The organism is Streptomyces sp. NPDC059785 (genome assembly GCF_042732375.1).
Lineage (GTDB): Bacteria > Actinomycetota > Actinomycetes > Streptomycetales > Streptomycetaceae > Streptomyces.
Genome location: NZ_JBHWHV010000044.1, coordinates 12,207 through 24,174, shown reverse-complemented (window position 1 = coordinate 24,174; position 11,968 = coordinate 12,207). Strand labels below are relative to the sequence as shown.

Sequence of the window (11,968 nt, the reverse complement as noted above, 5' to 3'; positions counted from 1 at the left end):
GTCACGCCCTGTCCGCGACGCGTTCGCCGACCAGGCCCTGTGGCCGGAACAGCAGGACGAGGATGAGCAGGACGAAGGCCCAGACGGAGGCCCAGCCGCCGCCGCCGAGCTGCTGCATGCCGGGGATGCCGTCGATGTAGCTGGTGGCCATGGTTTCGGCGAGGCCGAGGACGAGGCCGCCGATCATGGCGCCGTAGATGTTGCCGATGCCGCCGAGGACGGCCGCGGTGAAGGCCTTGAGGCCCATCTGGAAGCCCATGTCGTATTTGATCTGGCCGTAGCGCAGGCCGTAGGCGATGGCGGCGACGGCGGCGAAGAAGCCGCCGATGGCGAAGGCGATGACGATGATGCGGTTGGTGTCGATGCCCATGAGCTGGGCGGTGTCCGGGTCCTGTGCGGTGGCCTGCATGGCGCGGCCGGTGCGGGAGAAGCGGACGAAGAGGGCGAGGGCGGCCATGCAGGCGGGTGCGGCGATGATGACGAAGACGGAGCCGCTGAGGATGCGGACGTCGCCGATGTGCCAGGGGCCGAAGTCCATCTGGGGGAAGTTACGGTCGGTCTTGGCGTTGGGGTACCAGTTGAAGACGGCCTGCTGGAGTGCGAGGGAGAGGCCGATGGCGGTGATGAGGGGGGCGAGGCGTGGTGCGCCGCGCAGGGGCCGGTAGGCGAAGCGTTCGGCTCCGACGGCGACGAGGATGGAGATGAGTCCGCCGCCGATCAGCATGGCCGGTAGGGCTATCCACATGGATGTGCCGTCGGGCAGGACGTAGAGGTAGACCGAGAGGGCGCCGAAGCCCCCGATCATGAAGATCTCGCCGTGGGCGAAGTTGATGAGCTGGACGATGCCGTACACCATCGTGTAGCCGATGGCGATCAGCCCGTACATCGAGCCGAGGAACAGCCCGTTGGCCAGCTGCTGCGGCAGGGTGTTCACCGCATGGCCTCCATGTGGTGGGGAGAGTGAGCAGGGCGTATGGATCGGGCCGCGCGGTGACGTGTGGTCGTGGCCGCGCGGCCCTCGGGTGTGCTTGCGGCTGACCGGGTCAGCCGTTGAACGTGCCGCTCTTGACGGCCTTCCACTTGCCGTCGACGACCTGGTAGACGGTGAGCTGCTTGTTGGTGGTGTCGCCGTACTCGTCGAAGGCGACGGGTCCGGCGATGCCGTCGAATTTCGTCTTCTGGACCTCTTCGACGATCTTCGCGCGGGCGTCGGAGGGGACGTCGCCGTCCTTCACGACCTGGCCGACGGCCTTGATGATGGCGGTGGCGGCGTCGTAGGAATACCCGCCGTAGGTGCCGTAGTCACCCTTGAGGCCGGACGACTTGTACTTCTTGATGAAGTCGGCGGCGGCGGGCAGGGTGTCGACGGGCTGGCCGACGGAGGTGACGAGGTCGCCTTCGGAGGTCTTGCCGGCGGTCTCGATGTAGGTCGGGGTGAACATGCCGTCGCCGCCGAAGAGCGGAATCTTGGCGCCGGCGTCCTTGAGCTGCTTGGTGAGCTTCTCGGACTCGTCGTACTGGCCGCCGTAGTAGACGAGGTCGGCCTTGGAGTTCTTGATCTTGGTGACGAGGGCGGAGAAGTCGGTGTCACCGGTGTTGACGTGGTCCTCGCCCGCGACCTTGCCGCCGTTCTTGGTGAAGCCGGCCTTGAAGAGTTTGGCGAGGCCGGCGCCGTAGGTCTGCTTGTCGTCGACGACGAAGACCTTGCGCTTCTTGAGGGTGCCGTAGGCGTACTCGGCGGCGAAGCCGCCCTGGAGCGCGTCGGTGGTGGCGGTGCGGAAGTAGGTCTTGAACGGGCGTTCCTTCTTGGTCTGCCAGTTCTTGCCCTGGGTGAGCTCGGGCGCGGTGTTGGAGGGGGAGATCTCGACCAGGTTGGCGGTGTCGAAGACCTGCTGCATCTGGGTGGCGACACCGGAGTTGAGGGGGCCGACGACGCCGAGGACCTTGTCGTTGCCGACGAGCTGGGTGGCGTTCTGCTGGCCGCTGGCGGGGACGGCCTTGTCGTCGAGCGCGAGGACCTTGAAAGTGACACCGGGCACGGTGTTGTTCTTGTTGGCGTCGTCGACGGCGATCTGGACGCCGCCCTGGATGCCGAGACCGGTGGCGGAGTTCTGGCCGGTCAGCGGGGCGTCGACGCCGATGATGACCTCGGTCTTCTTGCCGCTGTCGTCGCTCCCCTTGTCGTCGTCGCGCGAACCGCAGGCGGTCAGCGTGAGAGCTCCGGTGGTGAGCACGGAGGTGAGTATGACCAAAGAACGGTGTCGCACGTTGCATCCTCTCCCTGGCGCAGCAGCTCTGCTGAGCTGCCGTGTGTCTCGCCGGGCCGTACTGGGGTGTTACGGGGCCGTGCTGCAGACGCGCCCGGCGGCGCGGTGACTGGCCGTGACTCTAAGCCTGTCTGTGGGCGGCGGCATCGCCGTGAGCTGGCTTGTGACTTTCTTGTTATGACGTGCTGGTTGGTGAGCTTCTCGGAAGGGGTGTCTCGGCCGGTTTGGCGGAAATTCCTCGGGGTGGCCGCCGTCCACATTTCGAGAATTCGCACTTCCGGTTGCGAGTTGGGCGGGCGTCGGCGGGGGGCCTGTCGCATGCGGCGTGCAGGAGTGCGGAGAGATCGCGGGAGTAGCGGCCGCCGAAGATGAAGCTGTGATGTTGTATTGCGTTCGTGTTACGCAGCGTTACGTCGAGGAAGGGGAGTTCGGCGTCGAGGGGCAGTCCCGCGCAATCGGATACGGAGATTCGTACGGTGATCCGGTGGGTTGTCCCGGGACGGACGGTGAACGCCGGGTGCGGGGTGGTCCGGGTGTGAAGTCCGGGGAAGGGGGCGTGGATGCCGTGGAGGGTGACGGGCGGGCCGTGGCCGACGGAGACGTCGAAGCGGAAGGCGGCGGGTGGTCCGGCGGCGGTGTCGCCGGTGGTTCCGGCGTAGCGGAAGGTGGTCACCGTCGCGGGCCAGGGGGACGGGGCCGTGTCGGGTGGCGGGCCGGTGGGCCGTGCGGGGAAGAGCAGGACGGCGGCGGTGGCGGCGCCTGCGGCGGCCGCGGTGAGGGCGGCGGCGCGGGTCCTGGGCGGCAGGGCGTGCCAACGGCCGCCGGGGCGTGGGAAGTCGGCGGGTGTGTCGGGCGCGTGGGTGTCCGGGCCGGCGGGTTCGACGGGCCCGGTGCCGCTCATGGCCGCAGCCTCATGGGGAAACGGTAGGAGGTGCGGCCCGGGCGGGGAAGGCTTCGTCAGCGGCGGGCGGTGGGTACGTCGGCGGGGTCGACGTCGCGCAGCATGCAGGTCAGGCGGGCGGAGCAGACGCGCTTGCCGTCCTCGTCGGTGATGGCGATGTCGTACGTGGCGGTGGAGCGGCCGCGGTGCAGGGGGGTGGCGACGCCGGTGACGAGGCCGGAGCGGGCGCCGCGGTGGTGGGTGCAGTTGAGGTCGACGCCGACGGCGAGTTTGCGGCTGCCGCCGTGGAGCATGGCGCCGACGGAGCCGAGGGTTTCGGCGAGGACGGCGGAGGCGCCGCCGTGCAGGAGGCCGTAGGGCTGGGTGTTGCCTTCGACGGGCATGGTGCCGACGACGCGGTCCGCGGAGGCTTCGACGATCTGGACGCCCATGCGGGTGCCGAGGTGGCCCGCGGAGAACAGGGCGGGCAGGTCGACGCCGAGGGCGGCGTACTCGTCGATGATCTCTTGCGGGAACTTCACGGTGTGCTGTTCGCCCATCGGGCCCGGCTCCGTTCGTCGTGGACCGTGCCGGCGTCGTGGATCACGCCGGCTCACTGGCTGAGCAAACGCTCAGTCGGTCGCCGATTGTTCCAGACGGACGACGACGGACTTGCTGGCAGGGGTGTTGCTGGTGTCGGCGGTCGAGTCGAGCGGGACCAGGACGTTCGTCTCGGGGTAGTAGGCGGCGGCGCAGCCGCGGGCGGTCGGGTAGTGCACGACGCGGAAGCCGGGGGCGCGGCGCTCGGTGCCGTCGCGCCATTCGCCGACGAGGTCGGCGTAGGAGCCGTCGGCGAGCCCCAGGGCGGCGGCGTCGGCGGGGTTGACCAGGACGACGCGGCGGCCGTTCCTGATGCCGCGGTAGCGGTCGTCCAGGCCGTAGATCGTGGTGTTGTACTGGTCGTGGGAGCGCAGGGTCTGGAGCAGCAGACGGCCCTCGGGGACACGCGGGTACTCGATGGCGGCGGCCGTGAAGTTGGCCTTGCCGGTGGTGGTGGGGAAGCGGCGCTCGTCGCGCGGGGCGTGCGGCAGGGCGAAGCCGCCGGGGCGGGCGACACGCGCGTTGAAGTCGTCGAAGCCGGGCACCACGCGCGCGATGCGGTCGCGGATGGTCGCGTAGTCCTTCTCGAACTCCTCCCAGGGGGTGCGGGAGGTCTCGCCGAGGACGCGGCGGGCGAGGCGGCAGACGATGGCGGGCTCGGACAGCAGGTGGGTGCTCGCGGACTCCAGGCGGCCGCGGGAGGCGTGCACCATGCCCATGGAGTCCTCGACGGTGACGAACTGCTCGCCGCTGCCCTGGAGGTCGCGTTCCGTGCGGCCGAGCGTCGGCAGGATCAGGGCGCGGGCGCCGGTGACCGCGTGGCTGCGGTTCAGCTTGGTGGACACGTGCACGGTCAGCCGGGCGCGGCGCATGGCGGCCTCGGTGACGTCGGTGTCGGGGGAGGCGGACACGAAGTTGCCGCCCATGGCGAAGAACACCTTGGCGTCGCCGTCGCGCAGCGCGCGGATGGCCCGTACGACGTCGTAGCCGTGGTCCCTGGGAGGGGCGAAGCCGAACTCCTTCTCCAGGGCGTCGAGGAAGGCGGGGGCGGGGCGTTCGAAGATGCCCATGGTGCGGTCGCCCTGCACGTTCGAGTGGCCGCGCACGGGGCAGACGCCGGCGCCCGGGCGGCCGATGTTGCCGCGCAGCAGCAGGAAGTTGACCACTTCGCGGATGGTGGGCACGGAGTGCTTGTGCTGGGTGAGGCCCATCGCCCAGCAGACGATGGTGCGCTTCGAGGCGAGGACCATCTCCAGGGCCTGCTGGATCTCCGCGCGCGTGAGGCCCGTCGCGGTGAGTGTCTCGTCCCAGTCGGCGGCGCGGGCGGCGGCCGCGAACTCCTCGTAGCCGTGGGTGTGTTCGGTGACGAAGTCCTGGTCGACGGCGCCCTCGGTGTCCAGGATCAGCTTGTTCAGCAGGCGGAAGAGGGCCTGGTCGCCGCCGATGCGGATCTGGAGGAACAGGTCGGTGAGGGCGGCGCCCTTGAGCATGCCCTGGGGGGTCTGCGGGTTCTTGAACCGCTCCAGGCCCGCCTCGGGCAGCGGATTGACCGTGATGATCCGCGCGCCGCCCGCCTTGGCCTTCTCCAGGGCGGAGAGCATCCGGGGGTGGTTCGTGCCCGGGTTCTGCCCGGCCACGATGATCAGGTCCGCCTGGTACAGGTCCTCCAGCAGGACGCTGCCCTTGCCGATGCCGATGGTCTCCGAGAGGGCGGAGCCCGACGACTCGTGGCACATGTTCGAGCAGTCCGGGAGGTTGTTCGTGCCGAACTCGCGGGCGAAGAGCTGGTACAGGAACGCCGCCTCGTTGCTGGTGCGGCCCGAGGTGTAGAACAGCGCCTCGTCCGGTGAGCCGAGCGCGGCGAGTTCCTCGGCGACGATGTCGAAGGCGCGCTCCCAGGTCACCGGCGCGTAGCGGTCGGCGCCCTCCGCCAGGTACATCGGGTGGGTGAGGCGGCCCTGCTGTCCGAGCCAGTAGCCGCTGCGGCCCGCGAGGTCGGCCACCGGGTGCGCGGCGAAGAAGTCGGGGGTGACCCGGCGCAGGGTGGCCTCCTCGGCGACCGCCTTCGCGCCGTTCTCGCAGAACTCGGCGGTGTGCCGGTGCTCCGGCTCCGGCCAGGCGCAGCCCGGGCAGTCGAAGCCGTCCTTCTGGTTGACCCGCAGCAGGGTCAGCGCGGTGCGGCGCACGCCCATCTGCTGCTGGGCGACGCGCAGCGTGTGACCGATGGCGGGCAGCCCGGCCGCGGCGTGCTTGGGCCCGTCGACCTGCGGCGCGTCCTGAACCGGATCGACCTTGGGCGGCTTGCTGGCCATCGCATGTTCCCCTTCCCCGACCACGCCCCCGAACGCACGCGTGACCCGTGTCCTACGTATCCCCCGATCCTCGCACGCGGAGGTGACAGCTATGCCGGACGGGTCGGGGCGGGGCGGGCCGGAGCGGGAGGGAGACCGCCGGCCGGGACGTCACGGTCGGGCGGGGCGTTGCGGTTGGGGCGGAGCGTTGCCGTCGGTTGTGCGGGGCGGGGCGGGGCGTTGCGGTTGGGGCGGGGCGTTGCCGTCGCTTGGGCGGGGCGGGGCGTTGCGGTTGCACGGGACGTCGCCGTCGGTTGGGCGGGGCGGGGCGTGACGGCGGTCCGTCGGTCGAGGGGAGGCTGCCCGCCGGGCGGGGCGTCGCGGTCCCCTGTCCGCGGCTCGCGGACGGCGGCCCTGCCGGCTGGGCGGGAAGCCACTGCCCACTGGGGCGGGCGGAGGCCGCTGTCCGCCGGGCGTAACGTCGCCGCCCTCTGCCTGCTGCCCGCGGACGGCGGCTCCGTCGCAGGGCGTACGGCGGCTTCTCGCCGGGCGGGAAGCCGCTGTCGGCCGGGCGGGAAGCCGCCGTCGGCCGGGCGGGAGGTCGTTGTCCGCCGGGCGTAACGCCGCCGCCCCCCGCCTGCTGCCCACGAACGGCGGCCCCGTCGGCCGGGCGTGTGGCCACTCTCGCCGACGGAAGCCGCCGTCCGGCGCCCACGGCTCGCTGTCTGCGGCTCGCCGCCTGCCGCCCCCGGTCCCGGGCCCCGGTCCGCGAGCGGCGGGGGGCCTCCGCCGTCGCGCCGCGGGACTGTCCGTGGCGGTGTGCGGGAGCTTCCGGCGTGGCGGGCGGAGCCGTCCGTCGCGGCGTGCTGGGTTGCCCGCCGCCGCGCGGGAGGGCACGCGACCGCCGCGCGCGAGGTCGCCCACCGCGCCGCGCCGCGCCGCCCCGCCGCGCCGTCCCGCCCGCCGTGCCGCCCGCTCACCCCGGTGGGCGGGGCGGAGTGTCAGTGGGGCGTGGCAGGATCGGGGGCGTGGCAGAGACAGCATCGAAGAAGACCGAGAAGACCTCCGGCGAGGGCCGCCCGCGGCTGATGCTCATGGACGGGCACTCGCTGGCCTACCGCGCGTTCTTCGCGCTGCCCGCGGAGAACTTCACGACCGCGACCGGCCAGCCGACGAACGCGATCTACGGCTTCGCGTCGATGCTGGCGAACACGCTGCGCGACGAGGCGCCCACGCACTTCGCGGTGGCGTTCGACGTCTCCCGCAAGACCTGGCGCTCCGAGGAGTTCACGGAGTACAAGGCGAACCGCTCCAAGACCCCCGACGAGTTCAAGGGACAGGTCGAGCTGATCGGCGAGCTGCTCGACGCGATGCGCGCGGAGCGGTTCGCGGTCGCGGGCTTCGAGGCCGACGACATCATCGCCACGCTCGCCACGCAGGCGGAGGCGGCCGGCTTCGAGGTGCTGATCGTCACCGGCGACCGGGACTCCTTCCAGCTCGTCAGTGAGCACACGACGGTGCTGTATCCGACGAAGGGCGTCTCGGAGCTGACCCGGTTCACCCCGGAGAAGGTGTTCGAGAAGTACGGGCTGACCCCGGCGCAGTACCCGGACTTCGCGGCGCTGCGCGGCGACCCGTCCGACAACCTCCCGGGCATCCCGGGCGTCGGCGAGAAGACGGCCGCGAAGTGGATCAACCAGTTCGGTTCGTTCGCGGAGCTCGTGGAGCGCGCCGAAGAGGTCAAGGGCAAGGCGGGGCAGAACCTGCGCGACCACCTGGAGTCCGTCAAGCTGAACCGCCGCCTCACCGAGCTGGAGCGTCAGGTAGAGCTGCCGAGAACGGTCGCGGAGCTGGAGCGCGCGGCGTACGACCGCACGAGCGTCGCGATGGTCCTGGACACCCTGGAGATCCGCAACCCCTCGCTGCGCGAGCGGCTTTTCGCCGTCGACCCGGGCGCCGAGGAGGCCGAGGCCGCCCAGGCGCCCGCCCCGGGCGTCGAGCTGGACGGCACGGTGCTGGGCGCGGGCGAGCTGAAGCCCTGGCTCGCCGAGTACGGCACGGAGCCCCTGGGCCTCGCCACGGTCGACACCTGGGCCCTGGGCACGGGCTCGGTGGCCGAGGTCGCGCTCGCCGCGGCCGGCGGCGCCGCGGCCTGGTTCGACCCCACCGAGCTGGACGAGGGCGACGAGACCGCGTTCGCCGGATGGCTCGCCGACGCCGCCCGCCCGAAGGTGCTGCACAACGCCAAGGGCGCCATGCGGGTCTTCGCCGAGCACGGCTGGAGCATCGGGGGCGTGTCCATGGACACCGCGCTCGCCGCCTACCTCGTCAAGCCGGGGCGCCGTTCCTTCGCCCTGGATGCGCTCTGCCTGGAGTATCTGGGCCGGGAGCTGGCGCCCGCCGCCGCGGCCGACGGGCAGCTCGCCTTCGGCGCCGACGAGCAGGCCGAGGCGGACGCGCTGATGGTGCAGGCCCGCGCGATCCTCGACCTGGGCGAGGCATTCGAGGGCAAGCTCCAGGAGGTGGGCGCCGCCGACCTGCTGCGTGACATGGAGCTGCCGACGTCCGCGCTGCTCGCCCGCCTGGAGCGGTACGGCATCGCCGCGGACCGGACGCACCTGGAGGCCATGGAGCAGATGTTCGCGGGCGCCGTCCAGCAGGCCGTGAAGGAGGCGCACGCGGCGGCCGGGCACGAGTTCAACCTGGGCTCGCCCAAGCAGCTCCAGGAGGTCCTCTTCGGGGAGCTGGGCCTGCCGAAGACGAAGAAGACCAAGACGGGCTACACCACGGACGCGGACGCGCTGGCCTGGCTCGCGGGCCAGACCGAGAACGAACTGCCCGTGATCATGCTCCGCCACCGTGAGCAGGCGAAGCTGCGGGTGACGGTCGAGGGCCTGATCAAGACGATCGCCGCCGACGGCCGTATCCACACGACGTTCAACCAGACCGTCGCCGCGACCGGCCGCCTGTCGTCCACGGACCCGAACCTGCAGAACATCCCGGTCCGTACGGACGAGGGCCGCGCCATCCGCCGCGGCTTCGTCGTCGGCGAGGGCTTCGAGTCCCTGATGACGGCGGACTACAGCCAGATCGAGCTGCGCGTGATGGCCCACCTCTCCGAGGACGAAGGCCTGATCGAGGCGTTCACCTCCGGGGAGGACCTGCACACCACGGTCGCCTCCCAGGTGTTCTCCGTGGAGCGGTCGGGCGTCGACGCCGAGATGCGCCGCAAGATCAAGGCGATGTCGTACGGGCTGGCGTACGGCCTGTCGGCCTTCGGCCTCTCCCAGCAGCTGAACATCGACGCGGGTGAGGCCCGTGCCCTGATGGACACCTACTTCGAGCGCTTCGGAGGGGTACGGGACTATCTGCGCCGGGCGGTCGACGAGGCGCGGGCGACGGGGTACACGGCGACGCTCTTCGGCCGCCGCCGCTATCTGCCCGACCTCAACAGCGACAACCGCCAGCGCCGCGAGGCGGCCGAGCGGATGGCCCTGAACGCGCCGATCCAGGGCACGGCGGCGGACATCGTCAAGATCGCCATGCTCAACGTCGACCGGGCCCTGCGCGAGGCGGACCTCAAGTCCCGCATGCTCCTCCAGGTCCACGACGAAATCGTCCTGGAGATCGCCCCCGGCGAGCGCGCACGGACGGAGGAACTGGTCCGCCACGAAATGGCGAACGCGGTGCAACTACGCGCCCCCCTGGACGTCTCCGTGGGCGCGGGCCCCGACTGGGAATCGGCGGCCCACTGACACGCCCCGTCAGGGGCGCGGGGAACGGCGCGCCCAGCCACGACGGACCCGCGGTCGGCACACCGGGCGACGGGGAGGGCCGGGCCCCGTCAGGGGCGCGGGGTAGGGCGCGCTCAGCCACGACGGACCTGCGGTCGGCACACCGGGCGACGGGGAGGGCCGGGCCCCGCCAGGGGTGCGAGGAACTGCGCGCCCAGCGACGACGGACCCGCAGTCGGCCTGCGGGGCTCCGGGAACGGCCCGGAGCCCGGCGGGCCAGGGGCCCCGTCAGGGGCGCGGGGAACGGCGCGCCCAGCCACGACGGACCCGCGGCCAACGCCCCGGCCCCCGGGCTACCGGCAACGCGCCGGCGCCCAGCCGCAGCGGACCCGAGGCCAACACCCCGGGCCCCGCACCTCCCGGTAAGGCCCCGGCGCCAGCCGGACGTCACCCGCCCGGCCCCCGCGAAAGCGCCCCGCCCGCCGCCCGCCGCAAGGATGCGGGCATGGGTATACGCACCTTCCGCCGCCCGGCGGCGACAGCCGCGCCCTTCGTGACCGCGGCGGCCGCCGTCCTCACCTCGGCCCTGCTCACCCGGGTCCCGGTCTTCGCGGCCGGAGCGAGTACCGCCCGGCTGCGCACCCCCGACGGCCCGCCCCGCGAACCCGACCCCGTCGCCGGCCTGCACGGCGGCGTCCGCCCCAGGACCAGACCGTGGTGGCACCCGGCACGCCGCCCCCGTATATCCCGCCTCGTACCGCGCCTCGCACAGCCCCTGCTGCTGCCACTGCCACTGCCACTGCCGCTGCCACTGTCGCTGCGCGCCGACGCCACCACACCGGCCTGCTCCTGCGCGAGCGACCGGCAGCAGGCCCCGGCCGGCGTGGTGGCGGCGCTGACCGACTGGGAGCGGGCCACCCTGCGCCCCCTGATCGCCGACTCGCGCGAGGCCGCCGCCCTGCGGCTGTGGCGTGTGGTCAGTGGGAGGCCGGATGGTTCGGCTCCGTGTGTGCCGCCGTCGGAGGGGCGGGCGCCGGGTGCTGCGGCCTGATTGCGGCGCCGTACTGGATCAGGCCGCCGCCCTGCGGCTGTGGCATGTGGTCAGTGGGGAACCGGTCGGTTCGGCTCCGTGTGTGCCGCCGCCGGAGGGGCGGGCGCCGGGCGCTGCGGCCTGATTGCGGCGCCGTACTGGATCAGGCCGCCGCCCTGCGGCTGTGGCGTGTGGTCAGTGGGAGGCCGGATGGTTCGGCTCCGTGTGTGCCGCCGTCGGAGGGGCGGGCGCCGGGCGCCACAGCCTGACTGCGGCGCCGTACAGGAGCAGGCCGAGCGCCAGCCCGGCGCCCGCGCCGAAGCACAGGGTCGGGATCAGCTCCCAGGGCTTCGCGTCGGCACCCCGGTACGCCCACCAGCGTGCGGCCCGCTGCACGGCGCCCAGGAGCGCGCAGCCGCCGAGCACCACGCCCGCCAGCGCGCGGTCGGCCCGAGACAGCACCGGCACCCCCACCGGCTCCCGCCGCGGCGTCCGGTGCAGCGACACGACGACGAAGACGGCGATCACCACGGCCGCCACCGCGGAACCCCCGTACTGGAGGTACCAGTACAGCGGCGAGCCCGCGATCTCCCGGCCCAGGACGGGAAAGAGCCGCATCCCCCACCGGTCCAGGTGCGTGAACGCGTCCCACACGATGTGCGTCAGCCCGCCGAGCACCGCGGACACGTACCACCACAGGGCCGGTTCCGCGCGGACGCGGGCCCGTGGGGCGCCGCAGCGCAGCAGGGTCGCCGGGCCGGCCTGCCGGGCCCGGGGCACCAGCGCCACCAGCGGTTCCCGCAGCAGCAGCCACAGCCCGACCAGCGCCCAGGCGACGAGCACGTCGAAGCTGAGGACCCCGGCGGGGGAGTGCGTGAAGCCGCCGAACTCCATCGCGCCGGGCAGCGCACTCGCCGCGTAATAGGTCATGTCGGGAGCGAACGAACCGGCGACGAGCACCGCGGGCACCAGCCGTCCCCGCCCGGTCCCGTCACCGCGCACGGCCGGAAGTACCGCCGCGGCATGGCTGAGAGTGAAAGGCAATGGGTCTCCCTGCGACTCGAGCCGTACCCCTGCGACCGGGGTCGGCCGTTCCCTTGCGACCGGGGCCGGCGGTCGGCCGTTCCCCTGCGCCCGGCGCCGGCCGGTCGCACCGGACGACGCCG

The 11,968-nt window shown here is 72.5% G+C and carries 7 protein-coding genes; 2 read left to right on the top strand and 5 right to left on the bottom strand.

Translation table 11 applies throughout. The features are described from left to right. Position 1: 1 nt before the first annotated feature. From ACFV6E_RS28865 to ACFV6E_RS28850, 4 genes are all read right to left on the bottom strand, one after another. On the bottom strand, positions 2-934 hold the full coding sequence (locus ACFV6E_RS28865; RefSeq protein WP_385465570.1) for a branched-chain amino acid ABC transporter permease: 933 nt from the start codon (positions 932-934) through the stop codon (positions 2-4). Between the two features lie 109 nt (positions 935-1,043). After that, positions 1,044-2,267 carry a branched-chain amino acid ABC transporter substrate-binding protein gene (locus ACFV6E_RS28860; RefSeq protein WP_385160032.1) on the bottom strand — a complete coding sequence of 408 codons (1,224 nt, stop codon included), beginning with the start codon at positions 2,265-2,267 and terminating at the stop codon, positions 1,044-1,046. Positions 2,268-3,224: 957 nt separating this feature from the next. Next, positions 3,225-3,707: a PaaI family thioesterase gene (locus tag ACFV6E_RS28855; RefSeq protein ID WP_385160030.1), complete on the bottom strand. Its 483-nt coding sequence runs from the start codon at positions 3,705-3,707 to the stop codon at positions 3,225-3,227. A gap of 72 nt (positions 3,708-3,779) precedes the next feature. Next, positions 3,780-6,059, bottom strand: a complete 2,280-nt coding sequence (locus ACFV6E_RS28850) for an FdhF/YdeP family oxidoreductase (RefSeq protein WP_385465567.1) — start codon at positions 6,057-6,059, stop codon at positions 3,780-3,782. A gap of 1,007 nt (positions 6,060-7,066) precedes the next feature. On the opposite strand from ACFV6E_RS28850, the gene polA reads away from it, so the two are divergent. After that, complete coding sequence (gene polA, locus ACFV6E_RS28845) at positions 7,067-9,793, top strand: DNA polymerase I (protein WP_385160026.1); 2,727 nt, start codon at positions 7,067-7,069, stop codon at positions 9,791-9,793. A gap of 484 nt (positions 9,794-10,277) precedes the next feature. After that, complete coding sequence (locus ACFV6E_RS28840) at positions 10,278-10,823, top strand: hypothetical protein (RefSeq protein ID WP_385160024.1); 546 nt, start codon at positions 10,278-10,280, stop codon at positions 10,821-10,823. 174 nt (positions 10,824-10,997) lie between these two features. Here the strand turns inward: ACFV6E_RS28840 and ACFV6E_RS28835 are convergent, their stop codons facing one another. Then, positions 10,998-11,846: a DUF4184 family protein gene (locus ACFV6E_RS28835; RefSeq protein ID WP_385465564.1), complete on the bottom strand. Its 849-nt coding sequence runs from the start codon at positions 11,844-11,846 to the stop codon at positions 10,998-11,000. Positions 11,847-11,968: the final 122 nt, after the last annotated feature.